At 72.9% G+C, this 23,639-nt stretch carries 17 protein-coding genes and 1 tRNA gene; 6 read left to right on the top strand and 12 right to left on the bottom strand.

All coding sequences use genetic code 11. The annotated features are described in order from the left end of the window. Positions 1-135: 135 nt before the first annotated feature. The 7 genes from rho to ACWCRA_RS07650 form a co-directional block, all read right to left on the bottom strand. Positions 136-2,196, bottom strand: coding sequence for a transcription termination factor Rho (rho, locus tag ACWCRA_RS07620; protein WP_451067016.1), 2,061 nt, complete (start codon positions 2,194-2,196; stop codon positions 136-138). 468 nt (positions 2,197-2,664) lie between these two features. Continuing rightward, positions 2,665-3,618, bottom strand: coding sequence for a homoserine kinase (gene thrB / locus ACWCRA_RS07625; protein WP_351550271.1), 954 nt, complete (start codon positions 3,616-3,618; stop codon positions 2,665-2,667). A gap of 466 nt (positions 3,619-4,084) precedes the next feature. Continuing rightward, the gene (gene thrC / locus ACWCRA_RS07630; protein ID WP_351550273.1) at positions 4,085-5,155 is read right to left on the bottom strand and encodes a threonine synthase; all 1,071 of its coding nucleotides are present in this window, start codon (positions 5,153-5,155) and stop codon (positions 4,085-4,087) included. A 7-nt stretch (positions 5,156-5,162) separates the two neighbouring features. After that, on the bottom strand, positions 5,163-6,464 hold the full coding sequence (locus ACWCRA_RS07635) for a homoserine dehydrogenase (RefSeq protein ID WP_351550276.1): 1,302 nt from the start codon (positions 6,462-6,464) through the stop codon (positions 5,163-5,165). A 96-nt stretch (positions 6,465-6,560) separates the two neighbouring features. Continuing rightward, the gene (gene lysA / locus ACWCRA_RS07640) at positions 6,561-7,952 is read right to left on the bottom strand and encodes a diaminopimelate decarboxylase (protein ID WP_351550278.1); all 1,392 of its coding nucleotides are present in this window, start codon (positions 7,950-7,952) and stop codon (positions 6,561-6,563) included. Positions 7,953-7,962: 10 nt separating this feature from the next. Next, positions 7,963-8,931: an ArgS-related anticodon-binding protein NrtL gene (gene nrtL, locus ACWCRA_RS07645; protein ID WP_451067017.1), complete on the bottom strand. Its 969-nt coding sequence runs from the start codon at positions 8,929-8,931 to the stop codon at positions 7,963-7,965. 55 nt (positions 8,932-8,986) lie between these two features. Then, positions 8,987-9,469 carry a response regulator gene (locus tag ACWCRA_RS07650; RefSeq protein ID WP_351550284.1) on the bottom strand — a complete coding sequence of 161 codons (483 nt, stop codon included), beginning with the start codon at positions 9,467-9,469 and terminating at the stop codon, positions 8,987-8,989. Positions 9,470-9,620: 151 nt separating this feature from the next. On the opposite strand from ACWCRA_RS07650, the gene ACWCRA_RS07655 reads away from it, so the two are divergent. Both ACWCRA_RS07655 and ACWCRA_RS07660 read left to right on the top strand, forming a co-directional pair. Next, positions 9,621-9,692: transfer RNA gene (locus ACWCRA_RS07655), tRNA-Arg, on the top strand. 455 nt (positions 9,693-10,147) lie between these two features. Beyond that, entirely contained in the window at positions 10,148-13,078 is a 2,931-nt protein-coding gene (locus ACWCRA_RS07660) for an NACHT domain-containing protein (RefSeq protein WP_451067018.1), read from the top strand. 68 nt (positions 13,079-13,146) lie between these two features. Here the strand turns inward: ACWCRA_RS07660 and ACWCRA_RS07665 are convergent, their stop codons facing one another. From ACWCRA_RS07665 to ACWCRA_RS07680, 4 genes are all read right to left on the bottom strand, one after another. Beyond that, on the bottom strand, positions 13,147-13,977 hold the full coding sequence (locus tag ACWCRA_RS07665) for a histidine kinase (protein ID WP_351558263.1): 831 nt from the start codon (positions 13,975-13,977) through the stop codon (positions 13,147-13,149). Between the two features lie 67 nt (positions 13,978-14,044). Beyond that, entirely contained in the window at positions 14,045-14,686 is a 642-nt protein-coding gene (locus tag ACWCRA_RS07670) for a hypothetical protein (protein ID WP_351558265.1), read from the bottom strand. 109 nt (positions 14,687-14,795) lie between these two features. Beyond that, a complete protein-coding gene (locus ACWCRA_RS07675; protein ID WP_451067019.1) occupies positions 14,796-16,277 on the bottom strand; it encodes a hypothetical protein in 1,482 nt (493 codons plus the stop codon). Positions 16,278-16,342: 65 nt separating this feature from the next. Next, the gene (locus ACWCRA_RS07680) at positions 16,343-16,768 is read right to left on the bottom strand and encodes a hypothetical protein (RefSeq protein WP_351558269.1); all 426 of its coding nucleotides are present in this window, start codon (positions 16,766-16,768) and stop codon (positions 16,343-16,345) included. 372 nt (positions 16,769-17,140) lie between these two features. Here ACWCRA_RS07680 and ACWCRA_RS07685 point away from each other — a divergent pair, with 372 nt between their 5' ends. Next, entirely contained in the window at positions 17,141-18,064 is a 924-nt protein-coding gene (locus tag ACWCRA_RS07685; protein WP_351558271.1) for an LLM class flavin-dependent oxidoreductase, read from the top strand. 79 nt (positions 18,065-18,143) lie between these two features. On the opposite strand, the gene ACWCRA_RS07690 is transcribed toward ACWCRA_RS07685, so the two are convergent. Continuing rightward, positions 18,144-19,805: an FAD-binding oxidoreductase gene (locus ACWCRA_RS07690; RefSeq protein WP_451067020.1), complete on the bottom strand. Its 1,662-nt coding sequence runs from the start codon at positions 19,803-19,805 to the stop codon at positions 18,144-18,146. A gap of 185 nt (positions 19,806-19,990) precedes the next feature. On the opposite strand from ACWCRA_RS07690, the gene ACWCRA_RS07695 reads away from it, so the two are divergent. The 3 genes from ACWCRA_RS07695 to ACWCRA_RS07705 all read left to right on the top strand — a co-directional run bounded on the left by ACWCRA_RS07695 (position 19,991) and on the right by ACWCRA_RS07705 (position 23,547). Continuing rightward, positions 19,991-20,968 (top strand): NADPH:quinone reductase, encoded by a 978-nt coding sequence (locus tag ACWCRA_RS07695; RefSeq protein ID WP_451067021.1) that lies wholly within the window; start codon positions 19,991-19,993, stop codon positions 20,966-20,968. A 406-nt stretch (positions 20,969-21,374) separates the two neighbouring features. Beyond that, entirely contained in the window at positions 21,375-21,914 is a 540-nt protein-coding gene (locus ACWCRA_RS07700; protein WP_351558277.1) for an SRPBCC family protein, read from the top strand. A gap of 43 nt (positions 21,915-21,957) precedes the next feature. Beyond that, the gene (locus ACWCRA_RS07705; protein ID WP_351558279.1) at positions 21,958-23,547 is read left to right on the top strand and encodes a class I adenylate-forming enzyme family protein; all 1,590 of its coding nucleotides are present in this window, start codon (positions 21,958-21,960) and stop codon (positions 23,545-23,547) included. Positions 23,548-23,639: the final 92 nt, after the last annotated feature.

Below are 23,639 nucleotides of genomic sequence, written 5' to 3' on the forward strand. Positions count from 1 at the left end.
GATCGATCGTATGTGCCCCTATGAGGCGTTGGCCAGCCGGATACGCCTTTTCCCGGGAAATCCCCCGGAAATCCCCGGGAAATGAGACCGCCCCGTCACCTGAGCGGTGACGGGGCGGTCCGGCGCTGACGTGCGTCAGTCGTTGTTGTTGCCCGACGACGGGGTCGTCTTCTGGATCTGGAGCAGGAACTCCGCGTTGGACTTCGTCTGCTTCATCTTGTCGAGCAGCAGCTCGATCGCCTGCTGCTGGTCGAGCGCGTGCAGCACCCGGCGCAGCTTCCAGACGATGCCCAGCTCCTCGCTGCCGAGGAGGATCTCCTCCTTGCGGGTGCTGGACGCGTCCACGTCCACCGCGGGGAAGATCCGCTTGTCCGAGAGCTTCCGGTCGAGCTTGAGCTCCATGTTGCCGGTGCCCTTGAACTCCTCGAAGATCACCTCGTCCATGCGCGAGCCGGTGTCGACCAGCGCGGTGGCCAGGATGGTCAGCGAGCCGCCGTCCTCGATGTTGCGCGCGGCGCCGAAGAAGCGCTTCGGCGGGTAGAGCGCGGTCGAGTCGACACCACCGGAGAGGATGCGTCCGGAGGCGGGGGCCGCGAGGTTGTACGCACGGCCCAGGCGGGTGATGGAGTCCAGCAGGACGACCACGTCGTGCCCCAGCTCCACCAGGCGCTTGGCGCGCTCGATGGCCAGTTCGGCGACGGTGGTGTGGTCCTCGGCCGGGCGGTCGAAGGTCGAGGAGATGACCTCGCCCTTCACCGACCGCTGCATGTCGGTGACCTCTTCCGGGCGCTCGTCGACGAGGACGACCATCAGATGGCACTCGGGGCTGTTGACCGTGATGGCGTTGGCGATGGCCTGGAGGATCATGGTCTTGCCGGTCTTCGGCGGGGCCACGATCAGACCTCGCTGGCCCTTGCCGATCGGCGACACCAGGTCGATGATCCGCGTGGTCAGCACGCCCGGGTCGGTCTCCAGCCGGAGCCGGTCCTGCGGGTAGAGCGGGGTGAGCTTGTTGAACTCCGGGCGGCCGCGGCCGGATTCGGCCGCCATGCCGTTGGCCGAGTCCAGCCGGACGAGCGCGTTGAACTTCTCGCGGCGCTCGCCGTCCTTGGGCTGGCGGACCGCGCCGGTGACGTGGTCGCCCTTGCGCAGACCGTTCTTGCGGACCTGGGCGAGGGAGACGTAGACGTCGTTGGGGCCCGGGAGGTAGCCCGACGTACGGATGAACGCGTAGTTGTCGAGGATGTCCAGGATGCCCGCGACGGGGATCAGGACGTCGTCCTCGGAGACCTGCGGCTCACTCGTGAACTCGTCACGGCCACGACGGCCGCGGCGGTCGCGGTAACGGCCCCGGCGGCCGCGGCGGCCGCCCTCGAAGTCGTCATCGTCCTGCTGCTGCTGGGCGGCGCTGCCGCCACCAGGCTGCTGCTGGCGCTGGCCGCCCTGCTGCTGGCGCTGGCCGCTCTGCTGCTGGTCGTCGCTCTTGCCGCCGCGGCGGTCGCGCTGGCGCTCACGGCGGTCGCCGCGCTCGCCCCGGTCACCACGGTCGCCGCGGTCACCGCGCTGGCCGCGCTCGCGCCGGCCCTCGCCGTCCTGGGCGGAGGCGGAGACGGCGGCGTCCGCCTTGGCGTCCGGCTGGGCGCCGTCCTTCTCCTTGACGTCGACAGCGGCGGTCTCGGTCCGGGCCTCGGCCTGGACCTCCGGGCTGCCCGCCTGCGCGGTGGCGCGTCGGCGGCGGCGCTCGCCGGCCGGCTGGTCGTCGCTGGCGGGCTGGCCGGGAATGTCGATCTGCTGCTGGGCGGCGGCCTTCTCGGCGGCGGCCGGGGCGGGCTCGGCGGCGGCGGCCGTGTCACCCGTACGCGCCTTGGAGGTGGCGCGGCGCTTCGGCTTGGTCTCGGTCTCGGCGCTCTTGGCGCTCTTGGCGGCCGAGTCCCCCGAGGCCGTGGCCTTGGCGGCTCCGCCGCCGGCCTGCGCCTCCTTGATGACCTCGATCAGCTGGCTCTTGCGCATACGCGCGGTGCCCCTGATGCCGAGGCCGGACGCGACCTGCTGCAGCTCGGCCAGGACCATGCCCTCAAGGCCGGTGCCGGAACGGCGGCGCCGTGAGGTGGTGCCGGAGGCAGCACCTGCGGCGGGCGCGGAGGTGTCGACGGTGTTGTCGGCGCTCACGCCCATCAGATCGGTGGTGTCGCTCACGAAGGGTCCTTCCCTGGAGCGGACGTCGGCCTTCTGGCTCGGCGACCGGTTGTGCTGTCCGACGGCGGTCTCTCTGAGCGGACCGTGCCGGGGCGGTGGTCCCCGCCGGATGTGGTGCGGCGGAGAGTCAGATACATGCAAGTCCGGCCCGAGGTCCCCCTGCTCGGCCCACTTGTGGCGGAGCGGGAGGTGTCGTGCCGGTTCCGGAGCGTGCTCGAAACTGCTCAGGCAGGCTGCTCAGGCAGTTGGGGAGGCTCCCGGAAGAATTGGCGGTCCCGAATCGGGACACGAAGCTCCGAGCCGCAAAGGCTTCGGGTGCAGACTTGAGGTTAACACTACCGGCTCCAACAAACATTCCCCCTCTCCACCACCGGCAATCTCGTGTCACGCTGAATCACCGCGCATCACTGCGCATCGGTACGTATCGACGGGCCTTATCGGCCACTGTCGGCCGGTGGTCGCGCATGACTACGCGGGGATCTCGCCGCCGGACGAGGCGGCGCCGGCCGGGGTGAGCGGCAGTACGCTCGCCCCCGCGGTGTCGAAGGCGAGCCGGTTGGCCGCCCATCCCTCACCGGCGAGTCGCGCGACCTTGTCGGCCGCGCTCTCCTCGGCCAGCGCGAGCACGGTGGGGCCCGCGCCGGAGATGACCGCGGGGACGCCGTCGGCGCGCAGTCGGTTGACCAGGTCGACGCTCTGCGGCATCGCCGGGGCGCGGTACTCCTGGTGGAGCCGGTCCTCCGTGGCGGGCAGCAGAAGCTCGGGACGCCTGGTCAGAGCCTCGACGAGCAAGGCCGCGCGACCGGCGTTCGCGGCGGCGTCCACATGCGGGACGGTCCGCGGGAGCAGTCCGCGGGCCGTCTCGGTGAGCACCGGCTTCTCGGGCACGAAAACCACCGGAACGACGGAATCGGCGGGCTCCATCCTGATGGCGCGCGCGGCTCCGGAGTCGGTCCAGGCGAGGGTGAAGCCGCCCAGCAGACAGGCGGCGACGTTGTCGGGATGCCCCTCGATCTCGGTGGCGAGTTCCAGCAGGGCGGTTTCGTCCAGTCGGGTGTCGCCTCCTATGGTCACCGCGCGGGCGGCGACGATTCCGGCGCAGATGGCGGCCGACGAGGACCCCAGTCCGCGGCCGTGCGGGATGCGGTTGGCGCAGACGACCTCCAGCCCGCGCGGCTGCCCGCCGAGCAGGTCGAAGGCCGTACGGAGCGACCGTACGAGCAGATGGTTCTCATCGCGGGGCAGCGTGGCCGCGCCCTCACCGGCGATGTCGATGTGCAGACCGGAGTCCGCGACCCGGACGACGACATCGTCGTAGAGCCCCAGGGACAGCCCGAGGGCGTCGAAGCCCGGGCCGAGATTGGCACTGGTGGCGGGCACGCGCACTCGGACGGCGGCGGCGCGGAACGCTGGACCGGCCATCGCTCGTGACACTCCTTGGTTCTGACTGCGAGACGTTCTGATGTTCTGTGTTCTGACGTTTGGCCACAAGGCGTTTACGGCCTGCGGGACGTTCCGGCTCCGTGGCTGCGGGCTCCGGGGGATTCGGTCTGCGGGGTGCTGCTGGATGTCAGGGGTGCTGCTGGATTCGGGGGAACGCGTACCCGGGGGCCATCACGGCGACTGCACCGCGGCATATGCGGCGGGGCGGGTTGGGTACAGCCTATCGAAGGAAGGTTCTGCGGCGACATAGGGCGCACAGCAGGCGCACGATGCGTGTCGCAAGCCTCCTGTGCCTCTACGTGCGCCGTTGCCCCGCTTGGCGCGGATTCCGCCGGGGTAGGGCTTTCCTTCGCCCTCGATTCGGTACGGGGCCTCGGCGCGGGAGCCGCCCGGGGGCGGCTCCCGCCCGGGTTCCGGCCCGGAACCCGGGCGGACGGCCCGAGCGCTACGCCAGTCCGAGCCGCTCGGCCGCCGCGACGGCGTCGACCGGCACGGTGACCGGCTGCGGGGCGCCGGCGACGGCCCAGTCCGGGTCCTTCAGGCCGTTCCCGGTGACGGTGCAGACGATCCGCTGCCCCGGGTCCACCTTCCCGGCCTCGGCGGCCTTGAGCAGACCGGCCACCGAGGCGGCCGACGCGGGCTCGACGAAAACGCCCTCCCGCGAGGCCAACAGCCGGTAGGCGCGCAGGATCTCACGGTCCGTCACCTCGTCGATGAACCCGCCCGACTCGTCCCGCGCGGCCAGCGCCTGCTGCCAGGAGGCCGGGTTGCCGATCCGGATCGCGGTGGCGATGGTCGACGGCTCCTTGACGATCTCCCCGCGCACGATGGGCGCGGAGCCGGAGGCCTGGAACCCCCACATGCGCGGCGTGCGGGTGGAGAGGCCGTCGGCGGCGTACTCGCGGTAACCCCTCCAGTACGCGGTGATGTTTCCGGCGTTCCCCACCGGGAGCACATGGATGTCGGGGGCGTCGCCGAGCGCGTCCACGATCTCGAAGGAGGCGGTCTTCTGCCCCTCGATCCGGTACGGGTTCACCGAGTTGACCAGCGCCACCGGATAGTTCTCGGAGAGGCTCCTGGCCAGATTCAGACAGTCGTCGAAGTTCCCGTCCACCTGGAGGATCTTCGAGCCGTAGACCAGCGCCTGGCCCATCTTGCCGAGCGCGATCTTGCCCTGCGGGACCAGGACCGCGCAGACCATCCCGGCGCGCACCGCGTAGGCGGCGGCCGACGCGGAGGTGTTGCCGGTGGAGGCGCAGATGACCGCCTGGGCCCCCTCCTCCTTCGCCCGGGTGATCGCCATGGTCATGCCGCGGTCCTTGAAGGACCCGGTGGGGTTGGCCCCCTCGACCTTCAGATGCACCTCGCAGCCGGTGCGCTCGGAGAGGACCTGAGCGGGGACGAGCGGCGTACCACCCTCACGGAGCGTGACGACCGGCGTTGTGTCCGTGACCGGAAGACGGTCCCGGTACTCCTCGATGATGCCGCGCCACTGGTGGGTGCCCTTGCTGGTCATGGGTCCTTTACTCCCCTTCAACACGCATGATGCTGGCGACACCGCGCACGGTGTCGAGCTCGCGCAGCGCCTCGACGGTCCCCGAGAGGGCGGCGTCGAGCGCGCGGTGGGTGACGACGACGAGCGATGCCTCGCCACCGCCATCTGGTCGGCTCTGCTGGCGCACGGTGTCGATGGAGACACCGTGCTCGGCGAAGACCGTCGCGACCTGGGCGAGAACGCCAGGCTTGTCGGCCACGTCGAGACTGATGTGGTAGCGGGTGACCACCTCGCCCATGGGGCTCACGGGCAGCCGGCTGTACGCGGACTCGCCCGGACCGGTGGACCCGGCGAGCCGGTTCCGGCAGACGGCGACCAGGTCGCCGAGGACGGCGGACGCGGTCGGCGAGCCGCCCGCCCCGGGGCCGTAGAACATCAGCTGCCCGGCGGCCTCCGCCTCGACGAAGACCGCGTTGTACGCCTCGCGGACGGAGGCGAGCGGATGGCTGAGCGGGATCATCGCGGGGTGCACCCGCGCGGTGACGGACCGGCCGTCGGCGGCGCGCTCGCAGATGGCGAGCAGCTTGACGGTGCAGCCCATGCGCCGGGCCGACGCCATGTCGGCGGCGGTGACCTCGGTCAGGCCCTCGCGGTACACGTCGTCGAGGCGTACGCGGGTGTGGAAGGCGATCCCGGCGAGGATGGCGGCCTTGGCGGCGGCGTCGAAGCCCTCGACATCGGCGGTGGGGTCGGCCTCGGCGTAGCCGAGCGCGGTGGCCTCGTCGAGCGCCTCGGAGTAGCCGGCGCCGGAGTTGTCCATCCGGTCGAGGATGAAGTTGGTGGTGCCGTTGACGATGCCGAGGACCCGGTTGACCTTGTCGCCGGCGAGGGATTCGCGCAGCGGCCTGATCAGCGGGATGGCGCCGGCGACGGCGGCCTCGAAGTAGAGGTCCCGGCCGTGCTGCTCGGCGGCGGCGTAGAGGGTGGTGCCGTCCTCGGCGAGCAGGGCCTTGTTGGCGGAGACCACGGAGGCGCCGTGCTCGAAGGCGGTGGTGATCAGGGTGCGGGCGGGCTCGATGCCGCCGATGACCTCGATGACCACGTCGATGTCGCCGCGTTTGACCAGCGCGGTGGCGTCCGTGGTGATCAGCTCCGGGGAGATCCCCTCGCGCACCTTGGACGGCCGGCGCACGGCCACCCCGGCGAGCTCCACCGGCGCGCCGATGCGCGCGGCGAGGTCGTCGGCGTGCGTCGTCATGATGCGCGCCACCTCTGAGCCGACCACTCCACAGCCCAGCAGCGCCACCTTCAGCGGACGCGTACGCATCATCCGACCTCGCTTCTCATTACTTCCAGGATTGGACCAGTCTCACCTACCGGACGAGAGTTTCTATCCCCCGTCCGGCATGCGAGACATCTATCTCAATTAACCGACGTCGAGACGCAGGAGATCTTCCTCCGTCTCGCGCCGGACGATCACCCGCGCCGCGCCGTCCCCGACGGCCACGACCGGCGGTCGCAGCGCGTGGTTGTAGTTGCTGGCCATGGAGCGGCAGTACGCGCCGGTCGCGGGCACGGCGATCAGGTCGCCCGGCGCGAGGTCGGCCGGCAGGAAAGCGTCCTTCACCACGATGTCACCGCTCTCGCAGTGCTTGCCGACGACACGGGAGAGCATGGGCGCGGCCTCGGAGACCCGGGAGACCAGGGCGACCGAGTACTCGGCGTCGTACAGCGCGGTGCGGATGTTGTCCGACATGCCGCCGTCGACGCTGACATAGGTGCGCAGGCCCGCCAGCGGCTTGATGGTGCCGACCTCGTACAGCGTGAAGGCGGAGGGGCCGACGATGGCCCGGCCGGGCTCGACGGAGATGCGCGGGGTGCGCAGTCCGGCGGCCTCGCACTCGCGGGTGACGATCTCCCGGAGCGCCTTGGCGATGTGATGCGGTTCACGCGGGTCGTCGTCGGGGGTGTACGCGATGCCGAGGCCGCCGCCGAGGTCGATCTCGGGCAGCTCGACGCCGTGCTCGTCCCGGATCTCCTTCAGCAGTCCGATCACACGGTGGGCGGCGACCTCGAAGCCGGAGGTGTCGAAGATCTGCGAGCCGATGTGCGAGTGGAGGCCGACGACCTCCAGCGCGTCGAGGGTGAGGGCGCGGCGCACGGCCTCGGCGGCCTGGCCGCCGGCGAGCGGGATGCCGAACTTCTGGTCCTCGTGCGCGGTGGCGATGAACTCGTGGGTGTGGGCCTCGACGCCGACCGTCACCCGGATCTGGACGCGCTGGCGGCGGCCGAGGCCCTGGGCGATGTGGGCGACCCGGACGATCTCCTGGAAGGAGTCGAGCACGATCCGCCCGACGCCGGCGCGGATGGCGCGCTCGATCTCCTCGGGCGACTTGTTGTTGCCGTGGTACGCGATGTTCTCCGCGGGCATCCCGGCGTCGAGCGCGGTGGCCAGCTCGCCGCCGGAGCACACATCGAGGTTGAGGCCCTCCTCGTGGAGCCAGCGCACCACGGCGCGGCTGAGGAACGCCTTGCCCGCGTAGAAGACATCGGCGTCCGGTCCGAAGGCCTCGGCCCAGGCGCGGCAGCGGGAGCGGAAGTCGGACTCGTCCAGGATGTACGCGGGGGTGCCGAACTCCTCGGCCAGGGCGGTGACTTCGAGGCCGCCGACGGTGGCGACACCCTCGTCGGTGCGGCCGACGGAGCGGGCCCAGACCTTGGGGTCGAGACGGTTCAGGTCGGCGGGCGGCGCGGAGTAGTGGCCCTCGGGGAGCACATCGGCGTAGCGGGGCCCGGCGGGGTGTGCGGAACGGCTCATGGTGTCTCTCTCACAGATGTTCGGGTGCGCTGACGCCGAGCAGGGACAGGCCGCCGGCCAGCACCGTCCCGGCGGCCTCGGCGAGGGCGAGCCGGGAGCGGTGGGCGGCCATGGGTTTCTCGTCGCCCGAGGGCAGCACCGTGTGCTGGAAGGCGAGCAGGGCGTCAGCGGTGGTTTCCAGGTGCCGAACGAGCCGGTCGGGCGCGTGGAGGCGGGCCGCGGAGGCGAGGACGCCGGGGTAGTCCGCGATGAGTCCGGCGAGCCGGGCGGCGGGCGCCCCGGAGGACTCCCCCGGCTCGGAGGTGAAGCCGAGCCGCCCGGCCGCGCGGGTGAGGGCGCGGGCGCGGGAGTGGGCGTACCGGACGGTGAAGAGAGGGTTGCTCTCGTGCTGCCGCAGCAGCGGTGCCCCGAGCCTCGGCCGGTCGTGGGCGGCGGCGGCGAGCAGCCCCCAGCGCACGGCGTCGCTCCCGAGCCCGGGGTCGTGGGCGGGCGCGGGGACGGGGAGGGCAGGCGGCCGGCCGGCGGGAGCGAGGCCCTGGGTGCGGCGGAGCCGGTCGGTGGTCTGCCGCCAGAGGCGGGCGCGGGTCTCGTCGTCCGTGACGGCGGCCTCCGGCTCCGCCGGCTCCGCCCGCCGGCGCAGGTGTCCGTACTCCCGTCCCTGCTCCAGCACACGCCGGACGAGGTCGCGCTGCGACCCCTCCCCCAGGGTGATGTTGAGGAACCCGGGTCCGGTGATCTCGACGGAGGCGATGGCCGGATCGAGGGCGATCCGCTCCCGCAGGGTCTCGGCGACGGCGCGCGGCGGGAGCCCGGCCGCGCGGGCGAGCCGCAGCGCGACATTGGTGACGTAGTCCCCGCACCCGCCGGGCCGGGGGCGCTCCACGCCGATGTGCTCCGGCACGGGCACCGCCAGAGCACCGTCCTCCACCGCGCGGCACACGGCGTGCAGCACGGTACGGGACAGCTCGGCGGGGGTCACGGGACAAGCCTAGGGGAGGGAGGGGGGCGCTGAGCGAACCGGTTTCGCCATGCGGTCAACCGCGCGTGCTCCCGGCCCGCCCCGCCCCATGCCTGCCGTCCACGGACGGCGGGCCCTCCCGGCGCATCAACTGCCGTACGAGAAGGACCAGCGCGGCGGGCTCGAAGGGTTTGGCGAGAAAGGCGTCGACCCCGGCGGCCATCCCGCTCTCGACCTCGTACTGCGTGCACGCGCTGATGATCGCGACGGGCAGATGGCTGGTGAGCGGATCGGCGCGGAGCCGGGCCGCGGTACGGAGACCGTCGAGCCGCGGCATGACCACGTCCAGCGTGACCACATCGGGCTGGACCTGCCGCACGACCTCCAGGCACTCGGCACCATCGGCCGCGGTCACGACCTCGAAGCCCTCCAGCTCAAGGTTGACCCTGATCAATTGCCGGATGACCCGGTTGTCATCGACAACGAGCACACGGCCGGACGCGCCTGACACATGTCGAGAGTAGGACCCCCGGCGGGGCTGCGTCCGGGTTTTGCCCACTTCCACCCCGTGCGGGCGACCCGCCCCTCCCCTCCCACACCCCGCCGCCCCGCCCGTCCCGGCCCCGAAATACCTGTTCACAGGCACCCTGTGGGAGCTGGTAGTGTTCTACCCGTCACCGCGCAGGGCGCAAGCCCGGCGAGGACAGCGCGCCCCCGTAGCTCAGGGGATAGAGCAACGGCCTCCGGAGCCGTGTGCGCAGGTTCGAATCCTGCCGGGGGCACTCGCCATCACTCAGCGGTCGTCAGTCGCTGAGCGGTGCGGATGCCGATACGAGAGAGCGGGAACCAGTCTCACTGGTTCCCGCTCTCTCGCGTTCTCGTTCCTGTTCGCCTCACGCCGGTCGCGACAGATCCGCAGCGGGCACGGTCACCACCCGTGTCACGGCCGGGACGGCGAGTCGTCCAGCCGCTCCGGGGCGGGCGCATGGGCAGTTCCTCAGCCGTGCGCCGCCGCGCGAATCCCCTCTCGACACCCACTCGCGCGGCGGCGAGCCTCACCCCGGTGGAGCGGTGGCCGCGGCACGCGGATTCGCGCCCGTCGCGCGTGGGGTACCGCCCCGCCGGTCGTGTACCTCCCCGTGTGCTTCCGCGCGCCTCCCCCGGGCGCGCCACCCGGCCGCCCGGCGGGTCGTTCACCCCGGGGACGGGGAGAACGCGGACAGGGGAGCGCGGCGGTATGCGCGGGGCACTTCGGCAGGCGGGTGTGCAGCGGCGGGTCGGGCTCTGGGTGGTGGCCGGGGGGCTGGTCGCGCTGGGGTTCGCGCTCGTGGCCCGGGGCGAGAACGGCATCGACGCCACCTCCATGTGGCTCTCGGCCGTCTCCGCGGTCGTCGCGGTCTGCGCCTTCGCGAGCGATCTGCTGCGCGAGCCGGCCGAGCCCCCGGCCGGGCGCGACACCCGGCGGCAGGCGGCCGACGGCCTGGCCGAGGCCGTGGACATCCAGTGGGCCAATGAGGCCCGGCTGCGGCGGTTGCAGGACCCCGCGCCGCTCGATGTCGGGCTGCGCCGGGTCGGCCCGCCGCTCGCCGACCACCGCCGGAACATCGACCGCGGACGGCCGCTGCCCGCGCCCCGCGACGCCGACCAGCGGCTGGAGCGCATCGTCGAGATCTTCGGGTCGCTGCCCGCCGGCCGGCTGGTGGTGCTGGGCGAGCCGGGGGCGGGGAAGACCATCCTCGCCGTGCAGTTCGTCCGGGGCGTCCTGGCCGCGCGCCGGCCCGGCGGCCCGGTGCCGGTGCTCTTCACCCTGGCGAGCTGGGACCCCCGGTCCACCTCCCTCCAGAGCTGGCTGGCGGAGCGGCTGGCGGTGGAGTACCGGCCGCTCGCCGCCGTCCGGGGGGAGCGCACCCTCGCCAGGGAACTGGTGGACGAGGGTCTGGTGCTGCCCGTGCTCGACGGCTTCGACGAACTCCCGGCGAGCGTGCGCCGGGACGCGCTGCGGCGGCTGAACGCCGGGCTGGACGAGCGGCTCCCGGTCCTGCTCACCTGCCGCACCGCCGACTGGGCCCGCGCGATGGACGGCGGCGATGTGCTGACCGCCGCCGAGGTCGTCCGGCTGCGCCCGCTGGACCCGGCCGGCGCGGGCGCGTATCTGGAGAGCACGGCGCGGGCGGACCACCGGGGCGCCACGGTGTGGACGCCGGTCCTCGCCGCGCCCTCCGCGCCCCTGGCCGAGGTGCTCGCCTCGCCCCTGATGGTCGCGCTGGCGCGCACGGTCTACGGCGACACCTCCAGGGACCCCGCCGAACTCGCGGACACCGAACGCTTCCCGACGGCGGGGAGCATCGAGAGACATCTGCTGGACGCCTTCGTCCCGGCGGCCTTCGCGGACGCGGAGGGCACGGAGGGCGTCTGGCGGCCGGAGGCGGCCCACCGCTGGCTCCGGTGCCTGGCCCGGGAGCGGGCGCTCCACGGCACCGGAGCCGGCGGCACCTGGCAGCTCGCCTGGTGGGAGCTGCCGGCGGCGATGCCGAGGGCGCTGCGGGTGATCGGACCCGCGCTTCTGGCGCTCATCGCCACGGCGTCGGCGCTGGTCCCGCTCGCGGTGTACGGAGGCGGTGTGGTCGGCAACTGGGACAGCCCGCTCTCCGCCCTGTTCAACTTCGCGGGCGATCTGGCAGGGCTGGCCTTCGGGCTCGCTCTCCTGCTGCCCGCCACGTCCGCGTCACGGCAGGGGCCGCGCCAGTTGGCCCGGATGGCCCTGACGCTGACCGCCGCCGCCCTGGTCGTCGCGGTGGCGCTCGGCCGGTTCGCGCCGCCCCTGATCAGCTTCCGCCTCGGCGGTGCGATCACCCCCCGGGCCTCCTGGTTCCTCAACGGGTGCTGTTTCGGGCTGCTGCTGGCGATGATGTTCGCGGTCGCCGGGCTGCCGCGCCGGCCGCTGCCGCTGGGGCTGCCGTGGGCGGGCAGTCCGACCGGTCCGCGCGCCGTGCGCGCGCTCGGCGGTCTGATGGTCTTCACCGGACTCGCGATCTACGGTTACTGGGCGGAGGCGGTCCCGGCCCTCACCTGCCTGGTGGCCGGCTCGCTGCTCTGTCTCGCCGGTCAGCGGCGCGGGGAGCGGGTGATGGGGCAGTACACCGGCCCCGCCGCCGTGGTGCGCGGCTTCGGGAGGGGGCTGCTGCGGGGCTTCGCCGCCTGTCTGCTGATCGGCGTCTCCGCCTCGGCCGCCGTCGGCGGGGTCACCGGCGCTTTCGCGGCGTACGAGATCCACTCGGCTCCCGACCGGCGGGACGGCGAGGTGCTCGACGCGTGGCGGCTGAACAGGACGGACGGGGGCGGCCGCTCCGTCAGCTCGACCGGGCCGCGCGAGCTTCTCCTGGTGCGGCGGGCGGGGCTGGAGCGGCCGTTCGCCGTGCCGAAGGGCGCCCCGATGTCCTGGGACGGCGCGGTCGACGCGTACGAGGGAAGGGTGGAGCTGCGGCAGCGCGGCGGCCAGTGGGTGCTCGACTGGAGGGGTGACGACCCCGGCTGGCGGGGGCGGCCGGTGGACGCCCACAACGTGGTGAGCATGCTGCCTGATCCCGTTCTGCGCTGGGTGGTGCACCGTCCGGTCGCCGGTGTCGTGAAGGACGCGATGCTTCCGCTCCTGGGGTTCGGGGTGCTCCTCGGCACGATCGGCGGCTGCGCCTCCGGTGTCTACCGCGCCCTGAACATCCCCTCCGACACGATCCGCGCCACCAGCCCGCAGAGCACCCTGCGCACCGACCGGGCCGCCACGCTCGCCCGCAGCGCGATCGCCGCCGTGCTCGCGGGCGGTGTCTGTCTGGTGCTGATCTCGGCGCTGCGGCGGGGCAGCACGCTGGGCACCATGCACACCGAGCTGTGGGTGCCGGTCGGCACATCCGCGCTGGCGCTGAGCGCCTGGGGGCGGCTGGGCGCGGCCAGGATCTGGCTGGCCCTGACCGGCCGGGCGCCCTGGCGGCTGATGCGCTTCCTGGAGGAGGCGCACCGCAGGGGTGTGCTGCGCCAGTCGGGCGCGCGGTACGAGTTCCGCCATCTGCGGCTCCAGCAGCGCCTGGCCGCCGGTCCCGGCGCCCCGCCGGCGGCCCCCGACCGGGCGGGGGCCCCGGCGGACGGGGCGGCCCGGGGAGCCGACGTGGTCTGAAGGGCCGGCCGGTACGGACGAGTGGCGGTCCGGGGGGCCGGTCCGGACGGGAGGTCCGGACGGGAGGTCTAGAGGGCCGGGGGGCCGGTGATCCCGGCGGTGTCGGGGAGGAGGCCGGCGATCATCTGCCAGATCTCCTTGGGCAGGACCCGGGTGAGCCGCAGCGGCACGGCGGGGCCGGTGGCGTCCTCCATGACGGGTTCGGCCGGCAGCGCGCGGTGCCAGTGGCCGAGGGGGCCGCAGTCCCAGACGGCGAAACCTCGGGCGGTGACCCCGGGGGCGGTGCCGTCGTGGCCGGGCCAGGCGGCGGTCATGCGCCAGCTGCAGCGCAGGTGGACGATGAGTTCGGTGAGCCGGGACAGCTCCGGGTCGTGCACACCGCCCGCCGAGGCCAGGGCGGCGCGGACGGCGGCGGGCTCGTCGGCGGGGGTGGCGGCCCAGCCCTGCGCGGCCAGCGCCGCGTCCAGGGCTCCGAGGGTGGCGTCGACGGTGGCGAGCCCGGTGAGCGGGACCTCGGGGCGCTGGAGGTTCACCATCCGGGCCAGTTCCCAGACGACCATGTCGCGGTCGACCCGGACGTACTCCGACTCGCTCTCCCCGGGCCACGACTCGTGCGAGAAGACGTCCTCGGCGCCGACGAGCAGGCCGTGCGCCAGCCCGCCCTGGCGGCCGGCGGTCTCCACGCCGACGATGGCCGAGGGGCCGAGCAGCGCGTTGAGCAGCGGAAGCAGCGCCTCGGCGAGCTGTCCGTCCGGCCAGATCAGCCCGGCCTCGCGCAGCCCGGCGACCGCCGGGGCGAGTTGCTCGGGCACGGGCTCCCCGGTCGCGATCAGCGCGAGGGCGGCGAGGTCGTCGTCGCCGAGGCGGAAGCGGTACCGGGAGAGGTCGAAGGAGGGCATGCGGGGGGCTCGTTTCGCTGGGGCGGGTGGGTGCTGCGTGCTGCGTGCTGCGTGCTGCGACGGGCGGTCAGAGGCCGGTGCCGAGTTCCACGGCCTGGTCACGGCCCCGGGCGAAGAGCGCCCGGACGGAGCCCCCGGGGGTGAGATTGGCGCGGTCGACTCCCGCGAACATGGCCGCGAGGGCGATATCGGTGGGCTCGGCGGGCCCTTCGACGGTGAAGGCGAGGGTGAGCCGTCCGCTCTTCATGGCCCGGACCCCGGCCTTGCCGGACTGCTCGACCCTGACGGTGACCGCGGGACGCTCCCCGGACGCCTTCCGGGCCAGGGCGTAGCGCAGATCGCTGACGGCCCAGAGCCGGTACTCGTCCTCCCCGTGGGTGAGATGGAGCGCACGGCCCTGGTCGGTGACGCCCAGCCGGTTGCGGCTCATGGCGACCTCCCGCTCCCCCACCCGCAGGACTCCGCGGTTCAGCGTGGGCATGCGCAGCCCCGCCGACACATGCATGCCCTTGGTGTCGTAGAGGACGGTCGGAATCCGCTCGCCCCTGACGATCGAGCGCATCTCGTCCTCGCCGCTCATGAACGGGTAGGTGACCGAGATCTCCCCCAGCTCCGGGGAGGTCCCGCGCCAGCCCTCGAAGCCGGCCCGCTGCTCGAAGGGGTCGTTCCGGAAGCAGTTCAGCCGGAAGGGTGTGGTGACGGTCTGCATCTGTACTCCCTGCTCGGACGCGAGGACGCGGTGCGGATGGCCGGCCCCGGGTGGCCAGGACCCGGGGCGGGACCCGGGACCCCGGGGCGGGACCCCGGGGCGGGGCGGATCAGTCGAAGGGGTTGTTGAAGATCTTCTTCGCTCCGCTCGCGATGCCGTCGCCGACCTTGTCGAGGCCCTTCGACACCCCGTCCCCGATCTTCTCAGCCGTCTTCCCGGTCCACTCCGCCGCGTCGCCCACCGCGTCGCCGATGGCCTCGCGGTTCTCCCAGGCCGTGGCACCGAGATAGGCCACACCGGTACCGATGGCCAGACCGGCGGTGACCGGGTTGGGCGCCACCGTCAGGGCCGTCATCGAAGCGCTGAACGCCGTGCTCGTCAGATCGGTGGCGAACTTGTCGGGGTTGGCCTTGATCATGTCGGTGTTGTACGTGGCCAGATTCGCCACGCCGTAGACCGTCGCGGCGGCGCCTCCGACGACCCCCGCGCCGCGCACCCAGCCGGCGGCCCTGGCCGCCTGGCCCAGTCCGCCGTTCTTGGCGACCGTGGCCAGATTCGCCTGGTGCGCCTTGGGGATGAAGTAGTCGCCGCGCCGCATGTGCGCGCCGAACTCGGCGGCGAGATCGGAGCCGTACAGGAACCGCGCCGCGCCCGGCGGCACCTTGCTCAGCAGACTTCCCGGCTGGGCCGCCGCCAGCCGGGTGTTGACGAACTTGCCGACCATGGTGCCGGGCGCGTTCATCGGGTCCGGGCGGCGGAGGTACTTGGCGAGCTTGAAGCTCCACATCCCGGAGGTGTAGAGGGCCTGGGCGACCATTCCCGCCTTCGCCGTCCCCGCGAGGTACGCGGTGATGACCCTGCCGAGCTGTTCGCTGCCGGTGAGCCGGGTGATGCCCTCGCGCTGGAGCCGCTTCAGATAGTCGTCGAGGGTCTCGTTGTCCTTCATCTCGATGGCGGAGGCGAGTTCGGTCCGGACCCTCCTCGCCTGGTCGTCGGCGGCGGCCACCTTGGCCGCGTCGCCGTTGAAGCCGCCCGCGGTGGCGTCCCTCCTGTCGCCGCCCGTGTCCTTGACCACCGCCTCCAGATCCTTCTTGAGGTCCTTGTCCGCCTCGTCGACGGCCTTGACCCGCTCCTTCAGATGGTCCTGCCAGCTCTGGACGGCGGTCTGGATCTCCTTGGCGTGACCGGGGTGGTTCATCGCCGTACCGCGCTCCTGGGCGCTGAGCCGGTCGTAGTCGTAGGAGACATGGCCCTGCTCGGACACCTTCATCCCGGCCTTGACGGCGTCGGCCCGGCTGGACTCCAGCTGCTTCCGCAACTCGGTCAGCTCGGTGTGCGCGTTGCGCAGCAGGGTCGCCGTGGCCTTCGCCTGGGTCTGGGCCGCCTCGTACTCGTAGCGGGTGGCGGCGAAGTTGGCGCGGGCCGCGTTGGCGCTCTCGCCCAGCCAGGCCCGCTCCATGGTGATCTTCTCGACGCTGTCCCGGTAGCGCTTCTCCACCTTGGCGAACTCTCTCGCCGTCTCCTGCCACTTCTCCGCGGCGGCGGAGAGGCCGCCGAAATCGGCCGTCATGACATCGTGGTACGTCAGCATGGTGATCCCCCTGGGAGCGGCCGGCGCCCCCGTGCGGCCGGGGACGGTCCGGGGCCGCGGCGGTTCTAGTACGTGGAGAGGTTGGACGGGACGGAGCCGATACGGCTCCCGCGCACCCCGTCGGTGCTCTGGAGGGTGCCCGCGGTCGCGCGCAGCGCCCCCTTCTCCCCGGCCAGCCGTCCCAGCAGGGTCTTGACCTGCCGGTCCCAGGTCTCCTGAACCGTCTTCATCCCGGCGGCGGTGGCCCAGCCGTTGAGGCCGCTGACGACCTTGCCGCTGGCGTCGTCGGGCCAGTCACCCGCCTTCCGGGTGCCCGGCTCCAGCTCCGACTCGATGGTGGACGCGGCGGCCCGCTTGACCGCGGGCGTCGACGCCAGATCCGGCGCGCCCCCGCCCCCGCCCGCGGCCGGCGACGGCTCCGGCGGAACCCCGTTGAGCTGTACGGACTGCGCCCCGGCCGCGCCGGGCGCGGCCCTGTCCACGAACACCATGCTGTGATCCCCGTTGCTCTTGCCTTCCACCGCCCGCGAGGCGACCGGTGTCCCGTTCCCACATCTGCGTTTGGCTGATTATAGGAATGGTTACGGGGGCATGCCATGGCGATCAAGCGGAGGTTGGGTGACGGAGAGCTGTCCGCCACCGCGGCCGGCCCCGGGGCACGGACCGGACACGGGGCGGACACGGGGCCGACACGGACCGGGCACGGCCACCTGACACAGTGCGGGCGGCCCGCGCGCCCCGGGTCGCGCGGAGCGGCATCGTCGGAGGCGTTCAGGAAGGCGGCCGGGGCGCTGCCTGTAGGTTGAACTCGCCGCCGGGACGCCGGAGTTCGCCGGGCTCCCGCATCTGACACGGAGGATGACGTGCCTGCTATAGAGATCGGTGTCTCCCTGCCCTCCTACGGCGACCTGGCCCCCGGTGGGTTCCCCGGGGTGGTCGAGGGGGCCCGGCACGCCGAGGAGGCGGGGCTCGATTCCGTCTCCGTGTGCGACTTCATCATGGGCAATGGGGTGCCGGCGCTCGATGCTCCGCTGCTGCTCGCCGCCGCCGCCGGGGTGACCGAGCGCGTGGGGCTGCGGTTCAGTGTGCTGACGCTGCCCGTGCGGGACATCACCTGGGTGGCGCAGCAGGTGGGGACGCTCCAGCAGTTGTCCGGGGGGCGGGTGGTGCTCGGAGTGGGTACGGGCGGTGCGCCCGGGACGCCGTTCTGGGAGGCGGTCGGGGCCTCGGGCGAGGAGCGGGGGCGGCGGTTCGAGGAGGGACTCGCGCTGCTGCCGCGGCTGCTGAGCGGACGGGAGACGGCGCTGCCGCACCGGCCCGGGGAGGCGGCGGTGACCCTGTCGCCCCCGGCGGAGGTGCCGCCGGTGCTCGTCGGGGGCGCGTCGGAGCGGGCGATCCGGCGGGCCGGGGCGCTGGCCGACGGGTGGCTGCCGTCGATGGTCTCGCCGGCGACGGTCGCCCGGGGAACCGCCCGGCTGCGGGAGATCGCCGCCGAGCACGGCCGGCCCGCGCCCGCCACCAGTGTGTGGCTGCACGCCGGCCTCGGTGACGGGGAGTCCGTCACCAGCGCCCGGGCCGCGTTCCTGGAGAGCCTGGTCAAGCAGTTCGGACTCGCGGCCGACGAGGCGGCGGAGGTGCCGATCGGCGGCACCCCCGAGGAGGCCGCCGAGCGGTTCACCGCCTACGCCGAGGCCGGTGCCACCCATCTCGACCTGGTGGTCGACGGCGGCGACTGGCGGCGTCAGGTCGAGCTGATCGCCGAGGCGCGGGCCCTGCTGGGGAAGTAGGGGCGGCGAGCGAGCCGGTCCGGCCGGCGCGCCGGACCGGCCCCGGCTCCCGGACCGGCCCCGGCCCCCGGACCGGCGCTCACTCCCGGCCGGGGAGCGCGATCGACTGGCGGTGGCGGAAGAAGTTCGTCGGGTCGTACCGGGCCTTCACCCGCTGGAGCCTCGGGTAGTTCCCCTTGTAGTACAGCTCGTGCCAGGGGCTCGCGGAGCGGTTGAACGCCGGGTCGCTCAGATCGCGGTCGGCGTAGTTGACATAGCACCCGTCGGTGACCCCGTTCGGTACGGGTACGCCGCCGGTGTCCGCGTACATGTCCTGGTACACCTCGCGCACCCAGCGGATGTTGCGCTCGTCGTCCTCCGGTCTGCGCCAGTAGCACTCGTAGTAGACGGCGAAGAGCGCATCGCGGTGCGGTGACGCCGTCGCGTCCGGCGCCGGCGCGTTGATCCGGGCACCGGCGGAGCTGAGGATCACATAGCTGAAGAGGTTGCTGTAGTCCTCGCGGGTGAGATGGCGGTGGAGCGCGTCGATCTGGCGCTCCGGGAAGCCGTCGCTCATGAACGCCGACTTGTGCGAGGTGCGCAGGCTGGGGTTGGTGAGGGTCTCGCCGCCCATGGTGCTGTGGGTGGTGGCCTTGAGGAAGGGCAGGTGCTGGATGTCGAGCGAGTCCGGCTCGGCGCCCATGGCCCGGCTGAGGAAGCCGACGAACTCCTCCATCAGCCGCCGGGCGTCCGGGGTGCCCGCGTCGATCTGCGCGACCAGGAAGAGATTCCCGGCCGTGATGTGGTTGAGGAAGAGGAGATGGCCCATGCCCGCGTAGGGCGAGCCGGGGTCGTCGTGCCGCCTGGACCACTTCCCGTACTCCCGCAGCAGATTCCCGAAGCCCGCTTCGGTGATCCGCTCCCACGGCCAGGTGGCCTGGGTGTAGTGGACGGTCGCGGGCGGGGCGGGCAGCAGCTCCGAGGGCTCTCCGGTCGCGCCGCGCGTGCGCAGCCAGTACCGCGTCACCACGCCGAAGTTGCCTCCGCCGCCACCGGCGAGCGCCCAGAGGAGGTCGCGGTGGGGGTCGTTCCGGTCACGGGTGACGGTGAGCGCGCGGACCTCGCCGCGCCGGTCGACGGTGACCACCTCGGCGGCCTCGATGTGATCGCAGACGAGGCCGTGCCGGCGGGAGAGCATGCCGTAGCCGCCGCCGGCGAAGTGGCCGCCGGCGCCGATGCTGTGGCAGGCGCCGCCGGGCACGGTGACGCCCCAGCCGGTGTAGAGGGTCTCGTAGACCTGGAGCAGGGTGGCGCCCGGTTCGACGAAGAACGCCCCGCGCCGCTCGTCGTAGCCGACGCGGTTGAGCAGCCGCAGATCGAGCAGGATCTCGGCCTCCTTGTTGAAGACGAAGTCCCCGAATCCGTGGCCGCCGCCGCGGATCACCAGATACTTCCCCCGGCGCGCCGCCTCGCGGACGATCCGGACCACCTGCCCGGTCGAGGCGGGGAGCCGGATCTCCTCGGGGGCGGCGGAGAAGCGGCCGTTCATCCCGGAGACGAGGTCGGCGTAGCGGGCGTCCGAGGGGGTGACCGTCGCGACGGAGGCGGAGGCTGAGGCTGAGACGGAGGCGGGTGCGGGTGCGGGTGCGGGTGCGGGTGGAGCGGCGGCGGGTCCGGCCGCCGCCGGGGCGGCGGTGGCGGCCGAGGTCGCGATCGCCGCGCCCGTACCGGTGATGAACCGCCGTCTGTTCAACCCGTCCATGCGAACTCCCCCGTTCGAGATCCCTGTCCCTTCGCTGTCCAGGGTGTGCTGATTCGTCCGTCTCGACATGCCCCGGCGTCCGTCTTTGTCAGGTGCGGGGAGGCCGGGCGGCGGGGTGGCCGCCGAGGTGACACAGTCCCCCGGCACCAGGGTCCAAGGGCTCCCGGCCTCGGAAGGATCAGGCCATGCGTGCTGCCTTCATCGAGCGGTTCGGGCCGCCGGACGTGATCCGGTACGGCGAGCTGCCGCCTCCGCGACCAGGACCGAACGACGTGCTCGTGGACGTCGAGGTCACCGCCGTCAACCACGTGGACACCTTTGTGCGGTCGGGTGCCTGGCGCACCCCCGTCCCCCTGCCCCTGGTGATCGGCCGGGACCTGGTGGGGACGGTGGCCGCCGCCGGGCCGGGCGCGGTGGGTTTCTCCCCCGGCGACCGGGTCTGGTGCAACAGCCTGGGGTACGCGGGGCGGCAGGGCGCCGCCGCCGAGCAGGCGGTGGTGCCGGCCGAGCGGCTCTACCGGCTGCCCCCGGGGGTGCCGGCGGCCGACGCGGTCGCCGTGGCGCACCCGGCGGCCACCGCCCATCTGGCGCTGTTCACCCATGGCCGGCTGCGGCCGGGCGAGACGGTGGCCGTCATCGGCGCCGGCGGGAATGTGGGCAGCGCTCTCGTCCTGATGGCGGCCCGGGCCGGGGCCCGGGTGATCGGGGTGGCGAGCGCGCGCGACGCCGAGCGGGTACGGGCGCTGGGCGCCACCGCCACCGTCGACTACCGGGACCCCGATGTGAACGCCCGGATCGCGGAGTCGGCCCCGGACGGTGTGGACATCCATCTGGACACCTCGGCGGGGAACGATCTGACCGGCGCGGTGGGGCTGCTGGCGCGGCGGGGCCGGATCATGCTGCTGGCCGGTCTGCTGACCCGGCCGGAGCTGCCGGTCGGGCCGCTGTACGTCAAGGACTGCTCCCTGGTGGGCTTCGCCATCTCGCAGGCGAGCACGGATGAGCTGGCCTCGGCGGCGGCGGGGATCAACCGGCTGCTGGCGGACGGAAGTCTGCGCCCGCAGGCCGTGGAGCCGCTCCCGCTCGCCTCGGCGGCGGAGGGGCACCGGCTGGTGGAGGAGGGGAAGGTCACCGGCAAGGTGGTCCTCCACACGGCGGCCTGAGACCCCGACGGGCCGAGGGCGGTCCGGGGCGGTCGCCACCCCGGACCGGCCCGGGCTCCACCAGGAGTCACCCCCCGGACCGGCCCGGGCTCTCCACCAGGGCACCCCGGGGTGCCCTCCCGGAGCCGGGCGGCGCGGGGCCGTCCCCGGGGTGTCATCGCCGGAGCCGGCCCCCGCGGGCCCCGTGAACCCGGCCGACCCCGGGGCGGGGGCCGGGCGGCGGGGAGCCAGGGCTCTCCCGGGCCACGGCCGGTCCGGGCCCCCGGCCCCCGGGGCCCCGGCCCCCCGAGCCGGTACGCGTCCGGAAGCGCGCCCCCGAGCCCGGGGCCGCGGGCCCCTCCTGAACCTGACCAACCCTGGGGCGATCCTTGGCCCGGCCCTCACCCTCGCTGCGAAGCTCAGCCACATGACCTCCATCATCGAAAAGTCCCCACTCTTCGAACTCCGGGCCGACATTGCCGTGAAGGCCACTCCGGACGAGATCTACGCCGTGGTCAGCGACCTTCCCCGCAGTGGCGAATGGAGCCCCGAGTGCCAGGGCGGGGAATGGACTTCCGGTGCGCCGTCCGCCGTTGGATCGGTTTTCCGCGGAGAGAATCTGCGGAGCGAGGAAGTCGTCGCCTGGGCCCCCCTGATCCGGGGCATCTGGCACACCGAGTGCCGGATCACCGCAGCTGAGCCGGGCCGGACCTTCCAGTGGATGATGCTCACCCACGCGGGCGCCGACCAGGAGAGCATCTGGGGATTCGATGTCGAGGCGGCCGATGGCGGCGCCGTGCTCACCCATCACTTCCGGATGGGAAAGGCGACCGCCGGAATTCAGCACATCGTCGCGGACCTCGATGAGGCGGAACGCGCCAAGTTCGTCGAGGAGTGGAGCGACAAGCTCGCCCAGGATCTCGACGACACGCTCCAGCGCATCAAGGAAATCATCGAGAATTCCTGACCCCGGCGGACCACCGAACATCTCAGATGAGGGGACGTGTGCAATGTTTCTCCAGCGCATCGGAAACAAGGGCATCCGCCTGGGAACACTGTTCGACAGGGCCGCGGAGCTGCACCCCGCGAGCCCGGTGACGCTCGATCACGATCTGGACATCGCCCCGGAGCTGGGCCGTCGCCTCACCCTGACCGAAGTGGCCGAGCTGGTGGCCGACTTCGCCTCCCGGCTGTGGGCCGCCGGGGTCCGCACCGGTGAGCGGGTGGTCGTCCACAAGACCAACGGCTTCGACATCACGCTGCTGGCCTGCGCGATCGCGCGGATCGGCGCCGTACCGGTCCTGCTGTCGCCGAAGCTGGACGGCCAGACCGTGGCGGAGCTGCTGCGCCGGGTGGACCGGCCCTTCCTCGTCACCGACCAGGCCAAGCTGGAGAAGGAGCTGCCGGCCGAGGTGTTCGAGCTGTCCCGGAAGCTGCTGCTCACCACCGGCAGCCACGAGGGCGCCGTGGAGCTGGGCGCGCTCGCCGGGTCCCCCCGGGTCAGCCCGGCGGTGGTCTCCCCCGACCACCCCACGCTCATCACCCACACCTCCGGCACCACCGGCGTACCGAAGCTGGCCGTCCACACGGGGCGGACCTTCCAGGCGCGCTACCGCCCGCAGGGCACGGTCGCCAAGCTGGTCGGCCCGAGCGAGCCGGTCGCGATCCATGTGTCGTTCGTGCACTCGCGGATGTTCACGGCGCTGCCGATCTCGATCCTCCAGGGCCACCCGGTGATCATCCTCCGGGAGGACGACCCGGAGACCGTGGGCGAGCTGTTCACCCAGGTCCCGCCCGGGCTGATCGAGGCGCACCCCAACACCTTCATGCGCTGGGAGGAGCTGGTCGACGACCCGCGCGGCCCGCTGGCGAAGGTGAGGTACTTCAGCTCCACCTTCGACGCCATCCACCCCCGGACGGTGCACCGGCTGCTCGGCGCGTCCCGCCGCAAGGGCGCGGTGTTCATCCAGATGTACGGGCAGAGCGAGGTCGGCCCGATCGCCGGCCGCACCTACACCCACAAGCGCGGCGCCGATGCCGAGGGCCGCTGTGTCGGCCGCCCCTTCCCGGGGATGACCGGGGTACGGGTGGTCAGCCGGGACGGCAACACCCCCTCCAAGTCGACCCCCGGGTTCATCGAGGTCCGCAGCGACGGACGGATCGTCACCTATCTCGGTGAGCACCCGCGCTGGGAGAAGCAGGTGAACGACGGCTGGTGGCGGATGGGCGATGTCGGCTACCGCACCAAGTGGGGCTGTCTGCATCTGCTGGACCGGGAGGTCGACGAGATCCCCGGCATCGACAGCACCCTGGAGATCGAGGACAAGCTCTTCGGCCGGCTGCCCGAGCTGACCGAGGCGATCATCGTGCCCGGCCCCGGCGGCGGGCTGCCCGTGCCGGTTGTCTCCACCCGCGACGACAAGCCGCTGAACCCGGCCGCCTGGCGGGCCGCGGTCGCGGATCTGCCCAAGCTGGCCGAGCCGGTGCAGTGGCGCATCGAGGATCTGCCGCAGACCGCCACCACCAAGATCAAGCGGCTGGAGCTGATCCGGCAGCTGGAGCTGCGGGCCGAGGCCGAGGCCGCGCGGCGGCAGGGCTGAGCCCGGCTGAGCCGACAGCGGTGGGGGCGCTCCCGCCCCGGGACGCGCCCCCCGTCCGGAATCATCGGAATTCCCCAGAAACGGACTGACTT

It is taken from the genome of Streptomyces sp. NPDC001889 (genome assembly GCF_053594535.1).